This is a genomic window from Anaerobacillus sp. ABA4_114, assembly GCF_056159065.1.
This window is the reverse complement of the sequence record NZ_JBSWUM010000002.1, coordinates 1-23,695: the sequence shown is the minus strand read 5'-3', so window position 1 is coordinate 23,695 and position 23,695 is coordinate 1. Positions and strand designations below refer to the sequence as shown.

At 35.2% G+C, this 23,695-nt stretch carries 32 protein-coding genes; all 32 read right to left on the bottom strand.

The window, feature by feature from the left end:
- Positions 1 to 3: 3 nt before the first annotated feature.
- Positions 4 to 288 carry an HU family DNA-binding protein gene (locus ACXAEY_RS21500; RefSeq protein ID WP_474814994.1) on the bottom strand — a complete coding sequence of 95 codons (285 nt, stop codon included), beginning with the start codon at positions 286 to 288 and terminating at the stop codon, positions 4 to 6.
- Positions 289 to 412: 124 nt separating this feature from the next.
- Positions 413 to 1,003, bottom strand: coding sequence for a hypothetical protein (locus ACXAEY_RS21495; RefSeq protein ID WP_474814992.1), 591 nt, complete (start codon positions 1,001 to 1,003; stop codon positions 413 to 415).
- Positions 1,004 to 1,148: 145 nt separating this feature from the next.
- Positions 1,149 to 2,045: a flagellar hook-basal body protein gene (locus tag ACXAEY_RS21490; RefSeq protein WP_474814990.1), complete on the bottom strand. Its 897-nt coding sequence runs from the start codon at positions 2,043 to 2,045 to the stop codon at positions 1,149 to 1,151.
- Positions 2,046 to 2,132: 87 nt separating this feature from the next.
- Positions 2,133 to 2,549, bottom strand: coding sequence for a DUF6115 domain-containing protein (locus ACXAEY_RS21485; RefSeq protein WP_474814988.1), 417 nt, complete (start codon positions 2,547 to 2,549; stop codon positions 2,133 to 2,135).
- Positions 2,550 to 2,558: 9 nt separating this feature from the next.
- Entirely contained in the window at positions 2,559 to 3,314 is a 756-nt protein-coding gene (locus ACXAEY_RS21480) for a sigma-70 family RNA polymerase sigma factor (protein ID WP_474814986.1), read from the bottom strand.
- Between the two features lie 12 nt (positions 3,315 to 3,326).
- Positions 3,327 to 4,082 carry a MinD/ParA family ATP-binding protein gene (locus ACXAEY_RS21475; protein ID WP_474814984.1) on the bottom strand — a complete coding sequence of 252 codons (756 nt, stop codon included), beginning with the start codon at positions 4,080 to 4,082 and terminating at the stop codon, positions 3,327 to 3,329.
- Positions 4,069 to 5,274: a flagellar biosynthesis protein FlhF gene (locus ACXAEY_RS21470; protein ID WP_474814982.1), complete on the bottom strand. Its 1,206-nt coding sequence runs from the start codon at positions 5,272 to 5,274 to the stop codon at positions 4,069 to 4,071. The genes ACXAEY_RS21475 and ACXAEY_RS21470 overlap by 14 nt, the downstream gene beginning before the upstream one ends.
- A 55-nt stretch (positions 5,275 to 5,329) precedes the next feature.
- Positions 5,330 to 7,438, bottom strand: coding sequence for an FHIPEP family type III secretion protein (locus ACXAEY_RS21465; protein WP_474814981.1), 2,109 nt, complete (start codon positions 7,436 to 7,438; stop codon positions 5,330 to 5,332).
- A gap of 14 nt (positions 7,439 to 7,452) precedes the next feature.
- Positions 7,453 to 8,505: an EscU/YscU/HrcU family type III secretion system export apparatus switch protein gene (locus tag ACXAEY_RS21460; RefSeq protein ID WP_474814979.1), complete on the bottom strand. Its 1,053-nt coding sequence runs from the start codon at positions 8,503 to 8,505 to the stop codon at positions 7,453 to 7,455.
- 33 nt (positions 8,506 to 8,538) lie between these two features.
- On the bottom strand, positions 8,539 to 9,300 hold the full coding sequence (locus ACXAEY_RS21455; RefSeq protein ID WP_474814977.1) for a flagellar biosynthetic protein FliR: 762 nt from the start codon (positions 9,298 to 9,300) through the stop codon (positions 8,539 to 8,541).
- Positions 9,301 to 9,317: 17 nt separating this feature from the next.
- On the bottom strand, positions 9,318 to 9,590 hold the full coding sequence (locus tag ACXAEY_RS21450) for a flagellar biosynthetic protein FliQ (protein WP_474814976.1): 273 nt from the start codon (positions 9,588 to 9,590) through the stop codon (positions 9,318 to 9,320).
- Positions 9,591 to 9,704: 114 nt separating this feature from the next.
- A complete protein-coding gene (locus ACXAEY_RS21445; protein ID WP_474814975.1) occupies positions 9,705 to 10,454 on the bottom strand; it encodes a flagellar type III secretion system pore protein FliP in 750 nt (249 codons plus the stop codon).
- Positions 10,447 to 10,806 (bottom strand): flagellar biosynthetic protein FliO, encoded by a 360-nt coding sequence (locus ACXAEY_RS21440; RefSeq protein WP_474814973.1) that lies wholly within the window; start codon positions 10,804 to 10,806, stop codon positions 10,447 to 10,449. Before ACXAEY_RS21440 ends, ACXAEY_RS21445 begins: the two co-directional genes overlap by 8 nt.
- 13 nt (positions 10,807 to 10,819) lie before the next feature.
- Positions 10,820 to 11,233 carry a flagellar motor switch protein FliN gene (gene fliN / locus ACXAEY_RS21435; protein WP_474814971.1) on the bottom strand — a complete coding sequence of 138 codons (414 nt, stop codon included), beginning with the start codon at positions 11,231 to 11,233 and terminating at the stop codon, positions 10,820 to 10,822.
- On the bottom strand, positions 11,226 to 12,155 hold the full coding sequence (locus tag ACXAEY_RS21430) for a flagellar motor switch protein FliM (protein ID WP_474814969.1): 930 nt from the start codon (positions 12,153 to 12,155) through the stop codon (positions 11,226 to 11,228). The genes fliN and ACXAEY_RS21430 overlap by 8 nt, the downstream gene beginning before the upstream one ends.
- A gap of 16 nt (positions 12,156 to 12,171) precedes the next feature.
- A complete protein-coding gene (locus ACXAEY_RS21425; protein WP_474814967.1) occupies positions 12,172 to 12,549 on the bottom strand; it encodes a response regulator in 378 nt (125 codons plus the stop codon).
- A complete protein-coding gene (locus ACXAEY_RS21420; RefSeq protein ID WP_474814965.1) occupies positions 12,546 to 12,821 on the bottom strand; it encodes a FliM/FliN family flagellar motor switch protein in 276 nt (91 codons plus the stop codon). Before ACXAEY_RS21420 ends, ACXAEY_RS21425 begins: the two co-directional genes overlap by 4 nt.
- Positions 12,822 to 12,898: 77 nt before the next feature.
- Positions 12,899 to 13,120 carry a flagellar FlbD family protein gene (locus tag ACXAEY_RS21415; RefSeq protein ID WP_474814963.1) on the bottom strand — a complete coding sequence of 74 codons (222 nt, stop codon included), beginning with the start codon at positions 13,118 to 13,120 and terminating at the stop codon, positions 12,899 to 12,901.
- Between the two features lie 133 nt (positions 13,121 to 13,253).
- On the bottom strand, positions 13,254 to 14,768 hold the full coding sequence (locus ACXAEY_RS21410; protein ID WP_474814961.1) for a flagellar hook protein FlgE: 1,515 nt from the start codon (positions 14,766 to 14,768) through the stop codon (positions 13,254 to 13,256).
- Positions 14,769 to 14,786: 18 nt separating this feature from the next.
- Positions 14,787 to 15,224: a flagellar hook assembly protein FlgD gene (locus tag ACXAEY_RS21405; RefSeq protein WP_474814959.1), complete on the bottom strand. Its 438-nt coding sequence runs from the start codon at positions 15,222 to 15,224 to the stop codon at positions 14,787 to 14,789.
- Between the two features lies 1 nt (position 15,225).
- The gene (locus ACXAEY_RS21400; protein WP_474814958.1) at positions 15,226 to 16,548 is read right to left on the bottom strand and encodes a hypothetical protein; all 1,323 of its coding nucleotides are present in this window, start codon (positions 16,546 to 16,548) and stop codon (positions 15,226 to 15,228) included.
- 14 nt (positions 16,549 to 16,562) lie between these two features.
- The gene (locus tag ACXAEY_RS21395; RefSeq protein ID WP_474814956.1) at positions 16,563 to 16,979 is read right to left on the bottom strand and encodes a hypothetical protein; all 417 of its coding nucleotides are present in this window, start codon (positions 16,977 to 16,979) and stop codon (positions 16,563 to 16,565) included.
- Positions 16,979 to 18,274 carry a FliI/YscN family ATPase gene (locus tag ACXAEY_RS21390; RefSeq protein ID WP_474814954.1) on the bottom strand — a complete coding sequence of 432 codons (1,296 nt, stop codon included), beginning with the start codon at positions 18,272 to 18,274 and terminating at the stop codon, positions 16,979 to 16,981. Before ACXAEY_RS21390 ends, ACXAEY_RS21395 begins: the two co-directional genes overlap by 1 nt.
- Positions 18,255 to 18,998 carry a FliH/SctL family protein gene (locus ACXAEY_RS21385; protein WP_474814952.1) on the bottom strand — a complete coding sequence of 248 codons (744 nt, stop codon included), beginning with the start codon at positions 18,996 to 18,998 and terminating at the stop codon, positions 18,255 to 18,257. The genes ACXAEY_RS21390 and ACXAEY_RS21385 overlap by 20 nt, the downstream gene beginning before the upstream one ends.
- Complete coding sequence (locus ACXAEY_RS21380) at positions 18,985 to 19,998, bottom strand: flagellar motor switch protein FliG (RefSeq protein WP_474814950.1); 1,014 nt, start codon at positions 19,996 to 19,998, stop codon at positions 18,985 to 18,987. The genes ACXAEY_RS21385 and ACXAEY_RS21380 overlap by 14 nt, the downstream gene beginning before the upstream one ends.
- A 6-nt stretch (positions 19,999 to 20,004) precedes the next feature.
- Positions 20,005 to 21,630 carry a flagellar basal-body MS-ring/collar protein FliF gene (gene fliF, locus ACXAEY_RS21375; protein WP_474814948.1) on the bottom strand — a complete coding sequence of 542 codons (1,626 nt, stop codon included), beginning with the start codon at positions 21,628 to 21,630 and terminating at the stop codon, positions 20,005 to 20,007.
- A gap of 19 nt (positions 21,631 to 21,649) precedes the next feature.
- Positions 21,650 to 21,943, bottom strand: coding sequence for a flagellar hook-basal body complex protein FliE (fliE, locus tag ACXAEY_RS21370; protein WP_474814946.1), 294 nt, complete (start codon positions 21,941 to 21,943; stop codon positions 21,650 to 21,652).
- Between the two features lie 23 nt (positions 21,944 to 21,966).
- Positions 21,967 to 22,380: a flagellar basal body rod protein FlgC gene (gene flgC, locus ACXAEY_RS21365; RefSeq protein ID WP_474814944.1), complete on the bottom strand. Its 414-nt coding sequence runs from the start codon at positions 22,378 to 22,380 to the stop codon at positions 21,967 to 21,969.
- Positions 22,381 to 22,392: 12 nt separating this feature from the next.
- Positions 22,393 to 22,773: a flagellar basal body rod protein FlgB gene (flgB, locus tag ACXAEY_RS21360; RefSeq protein WP_474814942.1), complete on the bottom strand. Its 381-nt coding sequence runs from the start codon at positions 22,771 to 22,773 to the stop codon at positions 22,393 to 22,395.
- 85 nt (positions 22,774 to 22,858) lie between these two features.
- Positions 22,859 to 23,131, bottom strand: a complete 273-nt coding sequence (locus ACXAEY_RS21355; protein ID WP_474814940.1) for a hypothetical protein — start codon at positions 23,129 to 23,131, stop codon at positions 22,859 to 22,861.
- Entirely contained in the window at positions 23,115 to 23,480 is a 366-nt protein-coding gene (locus tag ACXAEY_RS21350; RefSeq protein WP_474814938.1) for a flagellar protein FliS, read from the bottom strand. Before ACXAEY_RS21350 ends, ACXAEY_RS21355 begins: the two co-directional genes overlap by 17 nt.
- Positions 23,481 to 23,495: 15 nt before the next feature.
- A partial coding sequence (locus tag ACXAEY_RS21345; protein WP_474814937.1) for a hypothetical protein occupies positions 23,496 to 23,695 on the bottom strand: 200 nt, incomplete at its 5' end.

The window sequence follows — 23,695 nt, the reverse complement described above, 5'->3', positions numbered from 1 at the left end:
ACACTATTTCACGCCATTCATAACAGATTCTTTAAAGCGTTTTCCTGGTTTGAAATAAGGAACTGTTTTCGCCTCAATCCACAATGGTTCACCTGTAGATGGATTAGTCCCTTTCTTCCTTGCTTTTTCTTTTGATTGGAATGTTCCAAAATTAGCGATCGTAACTTTTTCTCCGTCAATTATCGCATTTTCTATCTCTGAAAATATAGCTTCCGTAATCTTCTTCACATCTTTGGGTTTATTATTTGTCACTTCGGAAACATTTGCTACTAACTCTTCTTTAACCATACCCAGCCTCCCTGTACAAAATGTCATTTTATGTCGAATTTATTCGACACAATCCTTTTCTACTGCTTATTTAGAAAACCTTTGTTAAACAAAATAAAAAAGAGCTCCTAGGAACTCTTATCAGTCATGAACCGTTATACATTCTTGCTGTGATATCTGATTGAATAATACCTTTTGCTGATATAACCGTTTTGTAATTATTTGCGTTCAAGTCAATCTTGTTCTTCAGCTTGTTATAAAATTCTACATGCTCCAATAATATCTCTTCTAGAGCATGTATTTCCCTCTCTTCTACTTCCGTTTTAATTATTGCATGGTCATCTAAATCACCTTTTGTTGGTTTCTCAGGTCTGCGCTGCTTACACATCTCTTTGGCTTCACCTTTTGACATACCTAAATCAATATACTTTTGGAACATAAGATTGTACTCTTCATCAAAAAACTTCTCAAGACGTTCCTTATATCTTTTAAGATAGTCTCTTCTCCACTTGCTCTGATTAATCTCTATCATTTGTCTCTTAGCTTTAATATGTTGTTTCATCTTGTCGATCTCTTTTTTATATTCAATTCCAATATTATTTAAATAAGCTATTTGCTCTGGGAAATAGCTAAGTAACTCTAATATCTCTTCCCTTGTAGGATCATGCGGCACTTTTTTGTCTTCCAATTGTAAAACAGTAGTTATATAATTTTTTTCAGCACCATACTTCCCCAAAACAAAGCCCCCTCAGTCATCTATAATACTTTTTATATCAATTTATTTTTGCAAACTCAATATTGTCCAGTACATATATCGCTAACACATAAATAATAGATAAAAGCTACATAGTGTAACTTTTATCTATTGGAGAACCTTGCGTTTATCTAGCTATTTCATTTGCAGCCTTTTCATTAATACTGTCAAACGCCCTAACAACCTTCTGACTAGCTTGCAATCCTTTTTGAGCTCTGACCATATCAGTCATTTGCTCGCTTATTTCAACATTTGACTTCTCTAGCATGTTACTTTTTAATTCCCCATCAAATTCGTTTAGGATATCAACATTACCCGTTTGCAAGATTTCTTCCAACTTATTTACGTCCTGAAATATGTTCCTGATCGTAATATTGCTATCAAATCGTTCAATAATATTTTCAACACTTCCGTAATTCTTTTCGAGATCTTCCATTGAAGTGACTTTAAAAAATCCACCAAACTTCTTTTCCAAATATCCTAAATGCTGCTGTTCGACGGTATCGATTTGCAACTCAGCTATTTTATCTCCAGTTTTAGAATTCACAACATTCCCCAACCCATCAACAGAAAACTCAACACCTTTAGGGATATTAATTTTATCTCCGTCAGTATCAAGAACAAAGCCCTTGTTCATAGTTGATAGATACCCTTCTGCATCCACTTTGAAATGACCATTCCGACTTAAATACTCCTGATCATTATGCTTAACACGAAAGAAGGAAGTTTCCATTTGGGGATTAGTATCTACAAGAGTGAAATCTAACTTCCTATCAGTTAGTTTTATTTGCCCTGGATCAAAATTTGTCTTTAAATTATCTACATACACTTGGTCTTTGTAAGTTCCAATTCTTTTGTTTTCATCCTCTACTTTGACTCTTTTAAAACTCTCTTCAAATACTTTAAAAGTTAGCTCATCAGATTTATATCCATTCGTTTGACTGTTAGCAATATTATTACTAATCGTATTTAACTTATTCATATAGCTGATCATTCCCATAGTTCCTGTATAAATATTACTCATACTATCCCCTCCATCAAAACCTTTCAACACCAATACATCAATACCTTAAAAATAAAAAAACGAAGCAGTAGCTTGCTTCGTTAATGTTTAGGCTGATTTGTTTTTCATATCAGATAAATTAATAACAAACCTTATGTACCCTTTGTCTAAATCCAAGTGTTTTGATATTTCGCCTACGCTGTGCCCTTCTCTTTTCATCTGAAGTACCTGTAAACTTTTAGCATTATCGGACTTCTCTTCTGCTTTTTCTTCATCTTCTCGAACTTTTTTATAATAGTATTCAATTTCCTGTATTTTAAAATCTAATTCTTCACTTTTTTTGTCCATCTGACTTATGTATTCATCACAGACTCTAGATATTTCCGATACAACATCGTAACCTGCCATCCCCATCTCTTCTTTGCTTTTGTTTATAACGTTCCTCTTAGTTATTGCTACTACAAAAAACAATAAACTTAAGAAAAATATTATCGTAGTTATGTACATTCCAGGAGTAATCGACATGTTTTATTTTCACGCTCCAGATAATTTCATTTTCAGCCTTAACATCGCTTCTTTATGTAATTGTGATATTCTTCCCTCTGTTAAATTTAAATAATATCCAATCTCTTTTAAATTGAAATCCTCATAGTAATATAAAATCACTATCTTTTGTTCTTTTTCAGGCAGCTCATCAATTGCTTTAGCGAGTTTCCCATGCATTTCTTCTTCATACAATTCATCACTAGGTAGAATACTATTTTCATCCTCGATTACCTGAATCAAGGGAAGGTTATCTTCTCCAACCAAATCGTCCAGAGAAACTTTAATTCCAGTATTAATATCACCTAATAGTTTATAATATTCATCAATGCTCAATTCCATCCTATTTGCAATTTCTTCCGATGTTGGTTGCCTCTTTAGCTCCTGACTTAACTTGTACATGGCTTCTTCAATTCGTTTAGCCTTGGCAATTCCAGAGCGGGATAAGTTCCCATTACTCTTACCGTAGACTCTAATTTGATCTATGATTGCGCCCTGCACCCTCCAAGACGCATATGTTTCAAACTTATACCCTTGCTCAGGTTCAAATCTCTCTACCGCATCTATGAGCCCATCCGCTCCGAACTGCACCAGATCTTCTCTTTCAAGACCTTTAGGAATCGTTATGAGCATTCTGGATAACACTCTGTTTACAAATGCATTCTCAACATACTCTGTAACAATTTTATTTCGAATTTCTTTTGACTTACTCTTCCCATAGTCCTGCCATAACTGAGAAAGCAACACATATCTCCCTCCTCATCGTGAAAGACGCTCTAACAATCTTTCAGAAAATCTTACTCTTTCTCTGTGTTGTAAAAACGTTATATCAAAAGATTGGAACAGGTCATTTTCATGAAACAGGGAAACGAATTTAAAATCAAGAAAACCTACCAGTTCTATGTAGTAATTGATCTCCGAACTTACCGATTCCTGTATTTTATTTTTAACTTGTTTGTATTCTTTCTCACTTGATGCATCTACGATAATTCCAATATCAACATCCATATTTAATCTATCTACTAAATTCACGTATCTAATAGCTTCAGCTATAGATGTTTCAGATGAATTTACGATTAACAATACCCTAGAACTCAAGAATGATAAATTTACTGTAGCTTCATTTAGCCCCATACCTGTATAGAAAATAATCTTTTCATAACGTTCTTCCGCTTCTTTGAAAACATTCGACATACATTCAATTTGTACTTTATCTTTTCTAGTTGTTTCCCAATCATTTAGATTGGTAACATTCCCCTGAGCATCTATTACTTCATCTTTAATATACTTCCCATAGGTGGATTTATCAGTAAAGCTAAGACTTTCATTAAACTCTCTTTTTTCCCCACCAACTAACAAAGTATCTTCTTTAGTTCTATTAAAATAAACCGAACACAATGAGTGCAGAAATTCATCTACATTCATTGTGTTTGAAGTTCCTATTATTGAAACGACCCCTGGAAAGTTTGAGGCTGATTCATTCATGATCTTGCGAAGTTTTTCAGCTTGATCCAACTTCATCCACCCCATCTAAAACTTTATCAGTTATCTTATTAGCTTCAGCTACCTCAATATCAAATGGAACATCTTGTCCATTAGTAACATAGGAGATGTCTAAATCCGTTTTGTCCATAATATTCAACATAAACCCATAGGACATTGTTTCATCCAGCTTTGTGAATACTAGACTATCTAACGGTATATCTTGATAATTTTTCAAAGTCTTAACCATGTCACTATATTTCTGTACTGCTGACAGGACCAGAGCGGTATAATCTGGGTTTACAATTTCCATATATTCCTTAACTTCATCGATTAACCCTTTATCCATAGGGTTTCTCCCTGACGTATCGACCAAAATATAATCCATTTTTCGTCTATACTTGAAGTATTCTATAGCGTTTTTAAGCTCTTTCGCATTGCGCGCTACCATCGCTTTATGTGTACCCAAGATATTTGCATAATCTTGGATTTGCTTTATAGCTCCTAACCGAAAATCATCCGTTGTAATCATCCCTACTTTTTTTCCGTCTTGCTGAAGAAACGCCGCCACCTTCGCTAAAGTGGTCGTTTTCCCTACCCCAGTAGGACCTACAAACTGAATTGTTTGCACCTGTTTTTCTTCCAATTTTCCAGAAACACGGATCTTACTTGAAATACTCTCTTTGATTTTTTTCTTTATCACTTCGGTGTTTTGCAATTGTTCACCATCTAGTTCATTCTTCAAGTCATCAATTATTCTTTTAGCTATTTTTTCTTCAATCTCAGCATCGATTAAGAAATTGTAAAAACTCAATAATTCTTTATCCTCTTCTTCGCCCAGATAAGGTTTTTCAGTATTTGTGTTCATTTTGTCCATCATTGTGTTGATCATATTTGTTAGATCTTTAATGTTTTCTGATTCATTAAGATTACTCGTACCTTCTGTAGACGAATTAGAACTCTGCTTCCTTTTAATCACCTCAAGAAGTTCAGCTCTTTTTTGTTCATCAATACTCTGGCTTTGACCAAGTAACTGAGGACTTTCGCTCTCTTTTTCACTGATTAGAATCTTATACTCAAATTGTTTGTTCCAAAAGAACGGGAATTTCGTTTTCTTCTTTTTATCGAGTAAGGTAAAATTATTACCATTCTCTTCAAGGATTCTTCCCATAGCCTCTTCATGTGTCTTACCGGTATAATCTTTTATCTTATTATTAGACATCATTTTGGAAATGGCACTCTCGTTGGCACCATCTCCTTCCCCCTTTCTTCTCCTTCAATTAAGCTGACTTCTCGTCAATTTGAATCATTCCTATTTGCTCAACATCAAAACTAGGATGGAGCTCTACCATAGACATTACCGGAATGCGGATATCATACTGTCTAATCATTCTCATAAGAGCGGGTCGTAAGTTATTATTGGATGTCAAAAGTATTGGATCTGCACTAATTCCTACCTTGGCGTCTTCAATCTGAGCCTTTAGTTTTGAAATGAACTCCTCTTGCAGATTCATATTCATTGGAGCAAAATAACCTTCAGGTGTTAGTTCTGGTTTAATAGTTTCGATAATATTATCTAAGATAATGAAGTATAAATTACCATCATCGTTTTTATTCATTTCGCAAATTTGGCGGTTAATCCTTTGCCTTACATGCATAGTGATATTATCTGGATGCTTCAAAACCATTTCATCTGGTGTGCCTGTGGAAGAAGCTTTATATGTATCAAGTACGGCTTCCATAATACTAGGAAGATCTTGTATAGAAATACTTTCTGTAATAAGGTTTTTACATACCTTTTGTATTAACGACAAATCAACGTCTTCGCTCTTCATTTCTTCTAGCAGTATTGGATGCTCTTGCTCTAATTTATCAATTAATTCTCTTACTTTTTGCCTCGGTAAGAATTCATGAGAATGCATCCTAATCATCTCTTCTAAATGAGTAACTAAAATAGTTAGAGGGTCTAATACCTCGTAACTAGAATTCTCAGCTTCTTGAGCATTCTCAGGAGCTATCCATTTCGCCTCCGAACCAAAGACAGGGTCCTTCGTCACTTCACCTTCAATCTCAGTCATAGCAAAGGGTGTTCGAATCGCTAATAACTTTCCACTTTTTAAATTCCCCGTGGCTACAACGCTATTTTTGATTAGAATGTTATATTTCGTATTCGGAAATAGTTTGGAGTTATCCCTTATCTTAATATTAGGAATTTGAATACCCAGTTCATTAGCTATGTTTTTCCTAACTTGTAGTGCTTTATCTTTAATATTTGCACCAGGTCTTTTAGGATCAACTATTGGAATCAAATTAAATCCGACTTCCAGAGTAATAGGTTCTACACCTACTTGAATATCTACTTTTCTTTCATTTTTTAGATTTTCTTCTTTTGCTTCCATCTCTTCTGTTTTCCGCTTGTCGTTCGCAATCTGATTCAAGTTCTTATATCTCAGATAGCTGATAGTACCAAGGATAATAGCAGCTATCATAAACGGAACAAAGGGCATTTCTGTAAAGAACCCAAGGAACAAAAACATTAATCCCACTACTCCTAATACAATAGGTTGAGTAGTTAGTTCTCCAAAAATCCTTTTCACCAAATTCTCCGCTTCATCCTTATCAGAACTAACCTTTGTTAGTACAAGACCTGCACCAACTGTAATCAGCAAAGAGCATAGTTGGTTAACAATCCCATCCCCTACAGTTAAAAGGGTGTACTTATAAGCAGCCTCTGCCATAGTTAACCCCTCTTGCGTCATACCTACAATAAATCCAAAAACAATGTTTACGACTATCATGACGATACCAGCCCATACATCCCCTTTAATGTACTTTCCAGCACCATCCATATTGCCATGATAGTCAACTTCCATATCCAGTTTCTTTCTCTTCTCTGTTGCTTCCTCTTGAGTTATTGATTGATTATTAAATTCAGTATCAATTGAAAGTTGTTTACCTGGTAAAGAATCTAATTTAAAACGAGCGGATACTTCGGACATTCTAGACGCACCATTCGCTATGATAAACTGGACAACAATTAAAATAATGAATATTACAAAGCCAACCCAAATGTCTTCTCCAACTATCATTTGACCTGAGGCTTCAATTACATTCCCAGGCTCTCCGGTAGTAAGGATTACACGCGTGGTAGTTATGTTTAATGCTATTCTAAAAACCGCCGTTAATAGAAGAATAGTAGGGAAGGTTTTGATATCATCCCAATCCTTCACAAACGAAGACCGCAAAAATACTACGAGCGCCATTGCGAACGAAGTAACAATAGCAAAGTCAATGACCAAAGGATGTAGTGGTATAACGATCAAAACTACTAAAGACATTAAAGCGACCATTGAAATTGCAGGTGTTGTAAACTTTTTATATTTATCCATTTAGGTTCCTCCAATCATTCTATAGTTACTTTCTTTTCGTCATTCAACTTTCTAAGAACCCCAATTATGACCATATACATATCTTCAGGAATCACATCATTTTCCAGCACCCTGCTATAAAGCTCTCTCGCTAATGGAGGGTCTTCATATAAAGGAATATCGTGGTTTTTAGCAACCTCCCTGATCATTAATGCATAGTTATCTACACCTTTTGTCATAACTTTAGGTGGTCCCTCACCTCTTTTGTATCTTATCGCCACAGAATAATGAGTAGGATTTGTCGCAATGAATGTAGCTTCAGGAGTCTTGTTCATAATATCTTTCTTGGTTTGAAGCATCTCATTCGCAGCTTTCTTTCGTTTCCCTTTGAATTGAGGGTCACCTTCCTGTGACTTATATTCATCTTTCACTTCATGTTTTGACATTTTCATGTCCTCTTCTAGCTCAAACCTTTGATAGAACAAATCAGCAAAACCAATTACACCTAAACAGATCAATGAAATAATAATTACTTTTTTAAATATACCTACCATTAAAAAAAGCGACTGTTTCCAGGGTAAATTTACAGAACTTGATATTAAAGACAATTCATCTTTGAAAACGAAATAGAGAATTGAGCCAAGTATACTCACTATTAGCAAGGATTTGACTACATCAACGAACTTCTTCCTTGAGAATAGATTCTTAAAATAGTTAGCGGGATTTATTCTTTTAAAATCTGGTCTAACGGCTTTTATGCTAAATAAAAATTGGACTTGTATTAGATAATTAATAATCATAAACACAAGCCCTACCGCAGCGACAATCAAAAACATTTTTCCGACTTCTTGGAGCATTAACACTAAGAAATCTTCCAGAACGACACCTTGTTTCATATAATCAAATGCTTGTCGTTGAATTTTTATCAATTGTTTTACGAAAGACTCACCGAAAAACAGAAATAACACAGAGAATCCAAAGAAGTTAAAAAATACCCCTAACTCCTTACTCTTTACCACTTTTCCTTCTTCCCGTTGTTTTTTCCGTTTCTTAGGTGTCGCCTTTTCCGTTTTACCGTCTTTAGCCAAGGCACTCACCTCTATTCATAGATGATCGATCTTTTAATTAAATATTGTGTGGATTGAATCTATTAATCTCTCCATAATAACTTCATTTAGTTGTACGAATAAGTCGCCAAAAAACGGAAGTGTTACAACTAGCAAAAACAATCCAAAAGCTATTTTGATAGCAAACATATTCAAGAAAATATTCATTTGTGGAGCCATCTTCCCTAAAATTAACAAGATGATATTCACTAGAAAGTTACTAGCCATAAGAGGTATTGCAATTTGAACAGCCGTAACTAACATAAACGTAAAGACATCTAGGAAAAGTTGCATCACGTTCGGGTCCCCCAGAAAATAATCTGGAGTCGCAAACTTGAATGAATAAATTATTCCTGAAACTAAATTAGTAATCCCGCCACAAGAAATAAAAATTAATATGAATACGTAGAACATTATGTTTGATAGAGGAGTTGAAGCTTGATTTGTACCAGGGTCAAATATCCTTGCATTCGCAAATCCCATATCCATGTCCAAAAGCGCCCCTGCCATTTGCACACCAGACATCATCATATGAACCAGAAATGCCAACGAGACTCCTATCAAAACTTGGACGAATATTAAACCAGTCAATTCATACATCGTAGTAACACTTACTTTCTCAAAACTCCCCATCACCGAAAACGACAATGCCAACGAAACAGTTATTTTAGATATGCTCGGCACTGATTTCGACTTTAGAAAAGGAAGAAAAAACACAAATGAAGCAATCCTTGAGAAAGCCAAAATAATAACTATTAATTGATTGTTTAGGTCCAAACATTACACCTACTTACTTAAATGATCGACAAACTAGTTGCTATGAAATCCCTTATCGTCGTTACCAAATTATTAAACATCATGTCACCTAAAATAAAAAAACCAAATGCAATAGCAAACAATTTAGGTAAGAATGATAGCGATTGTTCTTGAACCTGCATTGCAGCCATAATTATTGCTACAACCGTAGTTACCGCTAATGATATTAATAATGATGGCAAAACAACCATAAAAGCTTGATATATCAGAACAAAAACAGCATCTATAATAGGTCCACTCTTATATCCCATCACTAAATCACCTCTAAAAAATACATTTTCAAAATCCCCTAGTTCTCCTTAATTAAAATTGTTTCTTTTCTTTATATAGGAAAAGGGTTAGCGACAACATCGCTAACCCTTCCTCTATGTTTTAATAGCTTGAAACAACAGCTCGATAATAAAAGTAAATCCTCCTATAAAAATGAATATTAAAATCTTCAAAGGTAAACTAAGCATTTGCGGAGGCAACATAAACATACCCATAAACATTAAAATAGCGGCTACAATCATATCTATGACTGACAAGGCAATATACACCATAACACCCATTACTAACCCTTTTTGTATTTGAGATAAAATACTTGCAGGTATCATAATATTCATAGGAACATCTTCTGCTTTCTTTACTTCTAAATCCTGTTTTTCTAAAAACAGTTGAATGTGATCTTCATATGTATTCTTTATCATAAATTCTTTTAAAGGCTTTTCAGCTCGATCGTAAGCTTCCTCAATTTCAATATCCCCTTTATCCAAAGGGACCCACGCTTCTTTGTGAATTTCAGTTATTACTGGATTCATGATGAAAAACGTAATAAATATAGCCAATCCTATTAATACTTGGTTAGGTGGAGCACTCATAGTTCCTAACCCCTGCCTAGCTATACTAAGAACGATAACTACATGGGTAAAACATGTCAGCATCAAAAATAGGTAAGGAGCCAAAGAAAGAACCGCTACTAGCAAAAACATTTTAACTGACGAAGTAATGTTCGCTTCTTCTCCACCTAAATTAATATTTATTGAACCAGAATCAGGGGCTGCAGATGCAAGCTCAGGACTTAGCAATGCCACCAAAAAGGGAATGAGCATCATTAATAATATCTTTTTACCCATTGCGATTAAACTTTCCCTTTAACTCTTTAATTTTCCCTTTTAGCACTAACTCTTTATTTTCTTCAGCAAGTAAGGAATCAAAATCTTCCTTAGGATCCTTCAAATTAGTTTGTTCGAGCTTAAGCATAGTAACACCAGCGGAACCTACACTATGAACAACCAATTCCTCTCCAACTTTTAATACTGAAATTTTTTGATTCAAGCCCATTTGAACACCTTCATCTATTACTCGAACATACCCTTTTGAACTGATTTGCGTCCAGTTCCCTGAACCTAATTTTTTCTTAGCAAACCATAATCCTACGAATATTAGTGCAAACACAATTATCAAATTCAATATGGAAAAGAACATTATTTACCCTCGCTTACTTAATCGATTCTTTTAGATATTTCAACATATCTTGAGGAGGAACAATCTCGGTAATTCTAACTCCAAAATTTTCTTCAAGGATCATAATTTCACCTCTTGCAACGACCCTCTCCCCAACGAGTACATCAACGTGCTCACCTGCAAATTTATCTAATTTGACTACTGAACCATCTTTCATCTTGAGGATTTCATTTATGTGTTTATAAGCCGTCCCAAAGCGAACCCTTACATCAAGCGGGATGTTATATAGTAACTCCAAACCATGATCTTCTGCTGTTTCTGATGAGTGCCCCTCTAACTCCTCTAAACTAATTGGACTTGCGCCTTCATCGAGCCCAGCACCTTCTTTAGAATCTTTTAAATACCCATCTATAAAATCTTGAGAAAACCATTCTTTGTCTTTACTCATCTTCATTCCCTCCTTCTTTGAATGTCGTTCCTAAAATCACTACACCTTTTTTCTTTTCTACTTTCCCAGGAGCACATTCAAATATGGGTTTTCCTTTTACATAGCCGATAAGAGGTTTTTCGTATGAATCCAAGACAATAAAATTACCTTCCTGCAAATCCATTAATTGTTTTAGAGTCCCTTTAGTGCGACCTAACTCAACCTCCAAAGCTTGTTCCATTCTTCCCACATGTTCAACAAGATAAGTTTGTTGTTCTTCAGACGTTTCTCCTTCCTTGTATTGAACGTTTTCTGTAGTTAATTTATCTTGAATAGGCTCAATTGTGAGAAAAGGTATACACATTCTCATCCTTGTTTTTTCAGTACCTAGATAGACATCAAAAGTAATAAGAGCGATCATATCAGTAGGCACAGTTACTTTTGCATATTGAGGATCTGTTTCTAATTCATCAATACTGAAACTGAATTCAGCAATGTTCTGAAACGCTTCTCTTAACTGCTTAAACAAGTGCTCATTGATCCAGTGTTTTACTGATATCTTTTCAATTTCTGTTATATTTTTTTGTACCTTGCTTATTTCTCCGATAGAGCCACCTAGCGTTTTTCGAAGAATAGACATTACCATGCCCAGCTCAAACTCCAAAAGCATTTGGTCTTTCTCACCAACGTTAACGGAACAAAAAACATATTCATCCCTAGGCATCTTTTCTAGATACTCAGAACCAAATGGAACCTGTTCTATTGAAACGAACTGCAATTCTATTGGAAGGCGTAAAAATGCGGAGAAGTTTTGAGAAAAATTCCTACCGAAAACATTTGCAATAGACTCCAAACTGTTCAAGTTGTCGTGAGTGAATTTATCTGGTCTATCAAAATCATATCTTTGATAACCTGCTTTTTTTAAGTTTTCAATATCAGCCATCCCAATACACCTCCTATTAAGCTATTAATTTTCCAATCACTTTGTAAACTTCTTCACTTTTAAATGGCTTGCTTAGAAAATGTTGTATACCACTTTTCATCGCTTCTACTATTAGTAGGTCGTTATTATTTTTACTTGTAAACAATACAAGTTTCGCTTTTTCATCTTTTAGCTTAATTTCATTGAATACTTGAATACCGTTCATATTTGATAATGTGTAGTCCATAAATACTACATCAATATTCTTATTTTCACTGAGCCTCTTTTCATAGACCTCTATGGCTTGTTCTCCATCTTCTACTTCCAAAACAATATTTCCGTCTCTTTCTAACACGGTTCTAAGTAGTGAACGATAAACAGCATTATTATCACAAATGAGAAACGTATAACTCAATCCTGTTCCTCCCTACTCTTTACGACTTTGTTGAACGCAACATAGCGGTCTCCATCCCGCTTCCATGCATCCCCTTGACCAAACAATTCACCATTCAGATAAATTGGTATGACTCCCTTTTCAGATTCCAGACGAATAACCGTCCCTTTTTTAAACTGGAGCACTTCACTTAGATCTCTCGTTGCTCTACCTATCTCGAACTCCATTTTTACGGGAACACCATATAGGGAATTGATATCTATATTGGACAAATAATCACCTCGAAAGTTCATTATAATTATTTATTTATGATATTTTGCTTTTCCTCCTCTTTTCAAAATCCTTGTTTGACATTAAAAAAGGAGAGTCGTCAAAGACCCCCCTCTTCCTGAATAAGATTAGAAAAGCTAATAACCTTCGCTTCAAATTCGATAATTAATTTGATGACTTCTTCAGGTTTTTCGCTAACTAATATCTTCTTCCCATCCTCTAATATAAGGAGGGTTTCAGGAGTTACTTTTATTCTTTGTATCAACTTGTGATTCAAATAAAACAACTCTTTATCTCTGTCGATTCGATGTAAAGCGATCACTCTACCACCTCCAAATCATCACTTTTATACTAGGATAAATCCCATAAATCAATGAAAATGCAAATAAAAAAGGATAGTAGTCAGAAACAGACTATCTATCCTTTGATACATTAATTCAACTTTGGAACCTTCTTTATCTCACCATTCCAAAAATACTGTTTAAAGAATCATCACTTACTCTAAATATTTTCGTTCCAGCTTGAATCAATTTCTGAAGGTTAATCATATCAGTGAATTCTTTGGAAATATCAACATTGGAATTTTCTAGAGACATGGCGATAATCTCCCCTCTGTCTCCTACACCTGACGCACCTATTTCAGCTTCACCAGAGTTAGCAGATGGAGTAAAGTAACCACCTTCTGACCTACTCAACCCAGATTCGTTAGCGAAACCTCCCATTGCAAGTTGCGCAATATCTTTAATCGAACCATCATTGTAATAACCTGTAACTACACCACCATCTCCAATAGTGAAGTCATTAAGGACAGCAGCGGGCATTCCATTACCTTCTGTCATTCGCACACTACTTGCAGAAGAAAATGCAGTTAAGGAATTGATATCAACATTTACATCTACCGGTTGTCCAGTAGTTAAAGAATTATAACTGAACATTGGTTCTCCACCTATCCCAGAACCCGTCATAGAAGCTATTTTACCGTTAGTAGTATCAAATGTTACATCCCCAACTTCAGATACCTGGAAAGTTGCGCTAGACGGAGATCCGCCACCTACGTAGTCGACAGTAAACCAAGGTTCGCCTGAAGCATCAGTTAGCTCTACTTTTTGATCAACATCATTAACATTCTTAGTCAAAATAGGATTACCTAAAGGATCATTAACCGTAATGTCTACCGTTCCAGGTACACCACCTGCGACAGTATCAATTGTATAATCCCCTTTTTGCAAAGCAGAAGCGACAGGCTCAGAAGTATGTAGGATAGCATCCGATATACTGCTAGAAGCTGCAAATTGATCTGCAGGAGAAGCTACATATCTAAACGTATCTGAAGCAGTCTTTACGAAATTCAAATCCATGTCATGTCTGTCTCCCAACTTATCGTAAGTTGGCACTTGAATACCATAAACCTCTCCAACTGGAGAAGAGATATCTAGGTTCCCTGAAAACTTCATATCTGTCGTTTTGGAAGGAGTTGAAAGTTCCCCAATCCCCAAACGAATAGGATTTAATTGGGAACCTGTATTTAGTTCACCTGTTGTTTCGTTAACATTCCAACCAAGTACATACTGACCATCAGTTGTTTGTAGATTATAGTCCTCAGAAATCTGGAAATTACCTCTCTTTGTGAATAGACGGTCATTCGCTTCACTGTCCCCGACTACAAAGAAACCATTACCAGCAATCGCCATGTCAGTTTTTCGACCAGTCGATTCAATATTTCCCTGACTATAATCTACCGCTATCGACCCCATTCTTGAACCATTACCAACCTCAACAGGATTTTTACCTGCATACTTTTCATTTGTAGCTGTTGCTGCACCAAAGTTTTGATACATTAGATCTTCAAACATTGCTGTTTGTTTTTTAAACCCAGTTGTTTTACTGTTTGAAATATTATTTGCTGTCACTCCAAGCCCATCTTGTCCTGATTTAATTGCTGTATTAGCAATTGCTAATGACCTCATCATATATTTTCGTCCCCCAACCTATTTATAAATTCTTTTTATCTGATCTACCAACACACTAGAATCTTCATTAATTTTTATTTTTAGCTTTCCGTCTACCCTAGATACACTGCTAACTTCTCCATTAATCATAGAACCATCTTGCGCATATGCTTCAACCCTTTTACCTATAAACCCTGCAGCTTGTTGTAGTTGCGAACCAGCTACACTTTCATGCATTTTATTTACGACTTCTTCCATTTTCATCATTTGTTCTATTTGAGTCATCTGTGCCATCTGTGCCATCATGTCGCTATTTTTCATAGGCTCCAGTGGATTTTGATTTGTAATTGTAGCCATTAACATTTTCAAAAATCCATCTTTTTCAATTCCAGAGCTATTACTAGAAGAAGCCACGGTACCTTCATTATTTTTTAACTGAGATGACCCTATCGGATTCATCGCACTACTAATTTGCAATCTATTTACCCCCTATAACTTCACTTAGCTTTTCTTGAAATTCTTCACCATCATCACCATTCTCATTGTTCCTGTTCTTCGCATTTTGGAGTTGTTCCTTTCTTTTTTCTTCACGAGATTCTCTATCTTGTTTATTAACCTCGTACTCTACGTTGACCCCTCGTTCTTTCATATCTTCTTTCATTTCTTGCATTAGAATTTCAACCTTATGCTTATGTACACGATCTTCTAGGCTCACCTTCAAATGAATCGTATTATTACTTTTTTCAACTTCTACTTGTAGAGGACCCATCTGTTGTTGATTAATCATGAAAGTTAACTTTTTAGACGCATTAACATTTGGAGAATTAAATATTGAATTCATTTCTTTAGAAATAATTTGTTTAACTCCCTTGGTGCTAGCAACTTTATCAATTTTCACCTCATGCTCTGCATTATTGAAACCCAATGATAAACTGGAATTTGTTTTTTCCATTAAATCAGCCTTACCTTTTGTTCTTCCTTCAAGGTGAACTTTCAACTGATCTACAACGTTATGATATTTTGGTTTTTCACTCTGATTAATTTGCACATTTGTCTGTTTTTGCGTATTTACTTGTTTTATTGTTTCAGCAGTTACTTCTTTTTTCTTATTTTTGACCTCTATTAACAACCTTTCAATAGGGTTTGTTTGCTTCTCCCCTTCTTTTGTTAAGAAAGGCTTGATTGGAATAGCGTCATTTTTATTGCTCTTATCTTGTTTTATTTGGCTAACACCATTAATTTCATTAACTTCTTTAATCCCTTTAGTAACTTGTGAACTATTTTCAATCTTGCCATTAGTACCATCTAATGCATTTTTAATCCCTTCAAGCGATTTTAGTATCAATTGCTTGTGATCTTTATTATCACTTGCTGGGAAGCTTACCTTCGAAAAGTTTAATTCTGAAAGAATTTTAGATAACTTATTAGAGATAGAATCGTCACTGTTAACGATTTTTGAGACTAATTCTTGTTTCTCTTTTGAAAGGGCTCTTATCTCCTTGGAGATGTCATTAAAACCTAAGCTTTTTGTCCCTAATAGGTTTATACCGACTAACACTTCGCCTTCATCTTGCTCTTCACGATTTTGCTTGTCTAATTTAGCCCCTTCTAGTTGAGACTTATCATTTTCTTCAACGGAACCCTTATCATTTTTTAGAGCTTTCTCTTTTACTTTCATCAAATTTACAAGGCTATCGAATTTAGACTCCCTGTCGTTTTTACCCTTACTATCTACATTATTAGAATTAGTATTACTAGTTGGTTTATGAGGCTGTATAACAATAGAATTCACAGGACTCATTTTCAAACCCTCCCTTAACGACCCTTATGTTTCATCACTCCTTTTATCCCTTCCACCATTTTTTCTTCTTTCTTTCTAATTTCTTCATAAAAAGTTTTCTCTCTATCCTCTTCCAAAGCATTGATTTTTTCGAGCTTTTTTTGAATTTTGTATAGCTCTTTATTCTTATCTAATATCAACTGTTGAATAGCGTTCATCTTCTTTTCTCTTTTCAAATTCATTAAGGGATCAGATTGAACACCTAAAAAAGAAGAACTTACCCTTCCACCTCTTTTTAGTCTGTCGTAGAAATTTTCTACGTTCATTTTAGAGCGGGTTAGTTCTTCTTCAACATCTTTCAGTTCGTTATTTAATTCAGCAATTTCTTGCATCTTCTCTCGCTCTTTAATCTTTTGCTGTAGAGCTACAGCTTTGTACTTCTCCTTATACATCATTTCATTACCCCTTTTAACCCTTCAAGCGCTTCCGAGAACCCAACATGTTCGTCTATCCCTTGAGATAAAAATTCTTGAAGTCGAGGATACAAATACCTAGCTATGTCCAAATCCTTGTCTTGCCCAGGCTTAATATCAGCAATCTTAAAGAAGTCTTCGTTCTCTTTATATATGGACATATACTTTCTGGCGAGATGGACCAATTCCCATTGTTCGTGGTCGACTATATCTTTCATAACTCTTGAAATTGACGCCATTACATCTATAGCAGGATATTGATTTCTCTCAGACAGTTCTCTACTTAAGATTATATGACCGTCAAGTATACCTCTCGCCATATCCGGAATGGGACCATTGAAGTCATCATTTTCAACTAGAACTGTGTATATCCCAGTTATTGAACCTCCATTAGATTTACCCACTCTTTCCATAAGCCTTTGCATATAAGGCTCCATACTAATCGTCTTACCATTGATTGGTATCTCTCCACTTGCGATGTCTACCTCTCTTCTCGCTAGCGCATACCTTGTAACAGAATCCATCATTAACATCACTTTTCTATTTTGATCTCTGAATTTTTCAGAAATGCTTGTTGCCAATTGAGCAGCCTTTATATGAAGGAGTGGCTTTTCATCACTAGTCGAAACTATTACTACCGACCTGGACATGCCCTCAGAACCCAAATCTTTTTCAATGAATTCTTTAACTTCTCTCCCCCGCTCTCCTATTAACGCAATAACATTGATGTCTGTTTCTACATTTCTCGCAACCATGCCTAAGAGTGTTGACTTACCAACACCCGAACCTGCAAAAACAGCTAGTTTTTGCCCTTCACCAATAGTTGTCATAGTGTCAATCGCTTTAACTCCTGTGGAGATTACAGTATCAATCCTACTTCTATCCATAGCATTCAAAGGATCATTGTCTAATTCACAATTGGTTTTTTTAAGACTCTCAAGTTCCAAACCTTCGGTCAAACTCTCCCCCATTCCGTTAATCACTTTTCCTAAAAGTTTATTGACATCAGGGAGCTGAACTTGAATATCTTTCACTTTTACTTTGTCACCACTAACTACATTTTTTAGTGAATATAAAGGCATTAAATAAATCATATTATTTCGGATGGATATCACTTCACATAAATTTTTCTGTTGTCCTACTTCGCAAATATCACCTATCTTACAAATAGGTCCTTTACTTATTAGGAACTCATTATTTACTACCTCTACCTGTCCAAATGATTCATTCAACCTTTTATCTTTCAGTTGTTCTTTAACCTTCTCGATTATCATCAATAACACTCCTAGCAATATCTAATGCAGTCTTAATTTGTGTATCGATAGTAACATCCAAAAACTCTCTATCCGTCTCTATAACAAAGTCATAATCTTTAACATTCAAATCACTAATCAATGAAATTCGACTGTCTAACTTTATCTTTTCATTTAAATTCAACTTCATATGAACGTTAGGGTTCACTCTTACAAATATTTGTTTTGTTTCGTGTTTAATTTGTGAAACAGCACTTTCAAAAACTTTTTCCACATCAATTAAGTTTCTATCAATACACTGGTTTAATATTTTTTCAGAGAGAGCAAAAGCGAATTTTACATAGTGCTCCTCATTCTCAATCTTAAACCTTTCCCTCATACTTTCTTCATTCTCTATTACAGTTTTCAAATGATTTTCCGCATCACTATACATGCTATTTGCTGCACTTATTTTTTCACTATATTCGTTTTCTAGTTTTTCCCTAACAGTATGCTCAGCTTCTAGAATTGCTTTTTCCTTTGCTTCTTCATATGCTTCCTGGAATACTTGATCCCGCTTCAGTTCTATTTCTTTTTTGATTTCTCGTTCTTTTTCTTCAATTCTTCTTTTAGACTCTTCGAGATAATGTTTCATATAAGCTTCTTTAAAATCCGACTCATTATTAATAGCCCGATCACTTACATGAACGGGCTTTTCAGAGATTCTTACACTATTGGTCAAAATCCCTTTGTTAAAGGATGACATCGCCTTCACCTCTTTGAATTACAATCTGTTTCTTTCTTTCTAGCTCTTTGACGATATTAGCAATTTCCTGTTGCGCTTCTTCAGCATCAGTTCTTCTAATTGGTCCAAGACCTTCAGCTTCTTCTTCCATAAGCTTTCTTCTCTTACTAGGTAACACTTGCAATACTTTCTCATTCAACTCTTCACTTGCCGTCTTAAGAGCTTTAGCTATCAACTCATTATCCGTAATAGACATGACAACCGTTTGAAGAGAACGAGTATCCAGTTTTGCAATATCCTCAAACACAAATAGATTTTCTCTTATTATCTTTGCAAGGTCTGGATTTTGACTGTCCAGTTGTTCAAAGAATTTCTTTTCGGTAGAACGAGTGACACTATTTAATATATTTACGATATTTTTTACGCCATCGGTGGTATTTGTATCATCAGTCATAAAGTTTTCAAGTTTCTTAGAAAGGTAGCTATCCATTTCCTGTAACACACTAGGGTTGATTTGCCCCATAGTAGAGATACCTTCACCAACTGCTGTCATTTTTTCCTCAGGCAAAGCCATTAGTAACTCTGCAGCCAATGCAGGCTTAAGGTGGGTAGCAACTACTGCAATAAATTGAGAGTCTTCACCTTGAAGGAGTGGGAGAAGCGCACCCACATCCTTTATGTGTTTCAACGAACTAAACGGTTGCTTGCTATTCGAGTACAACCTAGCCATAATCGAATCTAACTCATCATCTGAAAGATGATCTTTAAGCAATTCCATAGCTCTTTGAACCCCGCCATTAAAAGCTCCATTTAATGTTCCGTGATTAAAGATTACATACTCATTCACAGCCTCTTGAACGCTATCAATATCTAACTCTTGTGTTTTTGCTACCGCTTTCGCCAATTCTTCCTGCTCTGAAATATTTAAGTGTTGAATAACTTCTTTAGCCGTATCAATAGGCAAGAAACACGCAAGAATGGCAGCCTTGTCAATACCTTTTAATTGATTATCTTCAGCCATTTGTTATCACCTTTCATTTAGTAGTCTTTTCAGATACTCTGCAGTTTGTTTAGGATTTGATTTCGCTGCTTCATTAGCTGCTTCTTGGAGCGACCTTTGTTTCTCAGTCAATCTCTCTATTTCTAGCTTCTCTTGACTACTTTGGAGTGCGTTTAACATCTCTTGCGAATTACCTGAATTCTCTACTTCTTCATCTTCCTCTTCTAGGTCAAATTCGATCGATGATTGTGCCTCTTCTTCTTGTAATTCTTCTTCTTCCTTCATACTTTCTAATCTCTTTTTATTTCTACGTCTTATTACAAAGAATATAATTGCAACGAGCAGTAACAATACTGCGGACGCCAATAAAATCAACATTCGGTATTCAACATGAAGTGGTATTTCTTTTACTTCTTTTACATCTTTAATTGGATCCACTTTCGTATCTTGAGCAAATGCACCGTCACTAACTCTTACCCACCCATTATTATATTTGCCGTTTTCTCCGTCTCCTGTTAGACCTGCAGCTACTGCCATATCAATCTGTAAGTTTTGCACTTCATCTTGATTTAAGTCTTCATTCACTTTAACTAAGACATTCACATTCGTTAATTCAGGATGTTCTTTTATTGTTTCTACCGTTTTGTCTACTTCGAAATTTTCAATGATTTCCTCTTTATCTTGTAAATAAACAGTGTCGCCTTCTATTTCCTCGATTTCATAATTAGGAACCTCACCATTATTATCAGTCCCAGGTTCTTGATTTTCAGGATTGTCTACTTTCCTGGTCTTTTCGTTTCTCTTTTGATTACTAACAAGAGAACCATCACCATATTTTTCAGTATTTCGTACGATTTCATCGAAATCAATTTTTGCATTTACTGTGACAGCAACATTTTCATAACCATATACTGTTGATAAATAATTCATAAGGTCGTTGTAAATACGTTGCTTAGTTTGTGCTAGAATTTCACTCTGTTTAGTTAAACTTTTCGAAGAGTCATCTTCATGGAATTCAGATAAAAGTCTACCTTCTGAGTCGGACACTTTTACGTTTTCAGGATTCAATCGAAGCACAGGACCAGATACAAAGTTCTGTATTGTCCTTACTTGCTCTTCACTCAACTTAACACCGTTTTTAGTTTTCAATGCTACCGTGGCTTTTAAATCGACGCGATTATCCTCAAAAATTGATTGCTTTTCTGTTTTAGGTATTTGTACAGTTGCTTTCTCTATATCTGAAAACGCCATGATCAGATCTCTTTCAATTTGACCTTTCAACGCGCGTTGATATTTAACCGCCTTATCTTCTTGAGTAGCTCCGATACTACTTTCATCAAAAAGACTGAAACCAGCATTGTCTGATTGCAAAAACCCTTCCTTTGCTACGTTCATTCTTATTAATGATTTATTTCCAGTAGGAACCGATATCGTCCCTGATTCAGCTACAGTATAATCAATCTTTTCAGTAGATAAGTAATCTTCAACTGCACTCATATCGGTTTCTGATAAACCCGAATACAGCACTTCGTATGGGGCAGGTTTATTTAACATGAATACAAGAATAAAACCTATTACAGCAATAGTTGCAACAGAAATTACGATCCTAAGATTAGAACTTATACTTTTCCATCTCTCTATTAATTTTTCCATACACTAACACATCCCATAATTATATTTGCATATTCATTAGCGTCTGATATCCCTGGATGAGCTTGTCTCTTACCGTAACACCAAGACTCAACTGCATATCTGCTTTTTCTAACGCAATTAACGCCCCATGTGTATCATCCGACTCACCTTTAATCACTTGAGTCATCTGGTTCGTTGATTCTATTTGTGTATGGTTCATTGCTTTGACAGAATCTAATAAACTATCGAATAATCTCCCATCATTACCTTTCTCAACTTCCTTGTTTAAAGAGCTATTAAATATAGGTTGCTGAGGCAAACTATTTATTTTCATGAATTCTCAAATCTCCTCTCTTATTAAACCCTTCCGATTTCATGTGTTTTCTGCATTACTTTTTTAGCAGCATTAAAAGCAGTAACATTTGCTTCATAAGACCTTTGAGCTTGCATCATATCAGTCATTTCAGCAGCAATGTTAATCTCAGGATAGTGTACGTAACCTTCTTCATCAGCATCTGGATGCTTCGGGTCATATTCAAGACGTTCGTTTGGATCCTCAACGATTTTTTTAACCTCTACGCCTGAGCCAACCGTCTTATTGAACATACTGTCAAAACTCTCCTTAGATTCGAGTAAAACGGATTGGCGATGATAAGGACCTCCGTTAGCTGTCCTTGTTGTGTCCATATTTGTGATGTTATTGGATGTAACCTCTAACCTCTCTTGACTGGCAGTCATCCCTGAACCAATTGTGTTTATCGTACTAAACATTTACATCCCCCTTTATGCTTTTCCTAGAGCCGTTTTCTGTAACTTAAATTCTTTGTTAATGGCTTGAACAGTAGTGTTAAACAAATGATTATTCTTCACCATTTCAATCATTTCATTATTTAAGTTCACATTATTCCCATCTACTCTAGCTTTGGTAGAGTGGTCTTTTTCAATCGAAACAACCCCATCTTGAACTCCAAAAGACTTAATGTGCTTAGTATTAGTCGACTTAATACTTTGTTTCGCTTCTTGAGCAAATAATTCATCAAAATCGACTTTAGCGGCTTTGAAATTTGGCGTAGAATAATTTGAAATATTATTAGCTACCGCTTTCCGCTTAAGTACCGAAGCATCCATTACCCCTTGAATAAAACCCATATAAGAACTAGACATATTTAAACATCCCTCCAATTAATTAATTATGTTTAAAATCTAGGTACCTCCTTTTTTTCAAATAAAAAATGAGTCGAATATCGACTCATTCATATCTAGAAAAACGGTTAACAACGTTATTCTGTTTTGTTTCCTGTAGAGTAATCCTTTTGATTCCTTCTTTTTTCTCTCTTATCTTCTCAAACACTTCTTTTACTTTATTTGAATGATCTCTCATGATTTCAGCATTTGAACTATTTATGTTTATTGACCTCAAAAACACTTGGTATTGCTCTAATTTACGATCTAATTTCTCCTGATCTTCTCCTTTTAGGAGTTCCTCTATTTCAAACAAGAAATTATCAAGTTCGTGCCTCATCTTTTTGCTTCACTCCTCTGTATGCCTCTAAGATGTCTTCAACTACAGAGATGATACTATCACAATGAGATACATTCCTCTCTTGCTTTATTTTTTCTACACTTCTAATGCAGACCGAATACATATGATTAACATCATCTTTCAATTCAGGGAGAGTAATTGGATTACTCAGGATAAGTTCATGAAGAATCATATATGTATTATCCAACCTCATATCCGCTTCATTATCTCGCCCAGTTTCTAAAAACTCTTTTGTTAACCTCATGTTATTTATGCACTTCTGAAAAAGTTTTACAGTCAATTCGTAAGGATCACTTAATTTATTCTTCGCATATTTTTGCCAACTCAACTAAACACCCCTCCATTAAGATTTATTTCCGTCCAAAGAAGACAATGCTGCAGAAACATAATCCATTTGTCCATTTAAAGAATTCATAGTTGACTCATACATAGAATATTTTTTAACAAGAGCTTTTTGACGTCTTTGAAAATTATCTTGGTTTTTTTGAATGGTTTCCTCAATGTTGTCGATTCTATTATTTAACCCTTCAAGCTTGGTATCAA

Excerpts from the sequence above, each read along its gene's own strand:
- ACXAEY_RS21430 (WP_474814969.1), bottom strand. The coding sequence starts at position 12,155 with ATGGCTGATATTGAAAACTTAAAAAAAGCAGGTTATCAAAGATATGAT.
- ACXAEY_RS21500 (WP_474814994.1), bottom strand. The coding sequence starts at position 288 with ATGGTTAAAGAAGAGTTAGTAGCAAATGTTTCCGAAGTGACAAATAAT.
- ACXAEY_RS21395 (WP_474814956.1), bottom strand. The coding sequence starts at position 16,979 with ATGTATAAGGAGAAGTACAAAGCTGTAGCTCTACAGCAAAAGATTAAA.
- ACXAEY_RS21400 (WP_474814958.1), bottom strand. The coding sequence starts at position 16,548 with ATGAGTCCTGTGAATTCTATTGTTATACAGCCTCATAAACCAACTAGT.
- ACXAEY_RS21380 (WP_474814950.1), bottom strand. The coding sequence starts at position 19,998 with ATGGCTGAAGATAATCAATTAAAAGGTATTGACAAGGCTGCCATTCTT.
- fliE (WP_474814946.1), bottom strand. The coding sequence starts at position 21,943 with ATGAAAATAAATAGTTTGCCTCAGCAACCTATATTTAATAGCTCTTTA.
- ACXAEY_RS21440 (WP_474814973.1), bottom strand. The coding sequence starts at position 10,806 with ATGTTCTTTTCCATATTGAATTTGATAATTGTGTTTGCACTAATATTC.
- fliN (WP_474814971.1), bottom strand. The coding sequence starts at position 11,233 with ATGAGTAAAGACAAAGAATGGTTTTCTCAAGATTTTATAGATGGGTAT.
- ACXAEY_RS21445 (WP_474814975.1), bottom strand. The coding sequence starts at position 10,454 with ATGGGTAAAAAGATATTATTAATGATGCTCATTCCCTTTTTGGTGGCA.
- ACXAEY_RS21490 (WP_474814990.1), bottom strand. The coding sequence starts at position 2,045 with ATGAGTAATATTTATACAGGAACTATGGGAATGATCAGCTATATGAAT.
- ACXAEY_RS21470 (WP_474814982.1), bottom strand. The coding sequence starts at position 5,274 with ATGATGTCTAATAATAAGATAAAAGATTATACCGGTAAGACACATGAA.
- ACXAEY_RS21385 (WP_474814952.1), bottom strand. The coding sequence starts at position 18,998 with ATGTCATCCTTTAACAAAGGGATTTTGACCAATAGTGTAAGAATCTCT.
- ACXAEY_RS21355 (WP_474814940.1), bottom strand. The coding sequence starts at position 23,131 with ATGAGGCACGAACTTGATAATTTCTTGTTTGAAATAGAGGAACTCCTA.
- flgC (WP_474814944.1), bottom strand. The coding sequence starts at position 22,380 with ATGTTTAGTACGATAAACACAATTGGTTCAGGGATGACTGCCAGTCAA.
- ACXAEY_RS21390 (WP_474814954.1), bottom strand. The coding sequence starts at position 18,274 with ATGATAATCGAGAAGGTTAAAGAACAACTGAAAGATAAAAGGTTGAAT.
- flgB (WP_474814942.1), bottom strand. The coding sequence starts at position 22,773 with ATGTCTAGTTCTTATATGGGTTTTATTCAAGGGGTAATGGATGCTTCG.
- ACXAEY_RS21485 (WP_474814988.1), bottom strand. The coding sequence starts at position 2,549 with ATGTCGATTACTCCTGGAATGTACATAACTACGATAATATTTTTCTTA.
- ACXAEY_RS21410 (WP_474814961.1), bottom strand. The coding sequence starts at position 14,768 with ATGATGAGGTCATTAGCAATTGCTAATACAGCAATTAAATCAGGACAA.
- ACXAEY_RS21465 (WP_474814981.1), bottom strand. The coding sequence starts at position 7,438 with ATGGATAAATATAAAAAGTTTACAACACCTGCAATTTCAATGGTCGCT.
- ACXAEY_RS21420 (WP_474814965.1), bottom strand. The coding sequence starts at position 12,821 with ATGAACTTTCGAGGTGATTATTTGTCCAATATAGATATCAATTCCCTA.
- ACXAEY_RS21450 (WP_474814976.1), bottom strand. The coding sequence starts at position 9,590 with ATGGGATATAAGAGTGGACCTATTATAGATGCTGTTTTTGTTCTGATA.
- fliF (WP_474814948.1), bottom strand. The coding sequence starts at position 21,630 with ATGGAAAAATTAATAGAGAGATGGAAAAGTATAAGTTCTAATCTTAGG.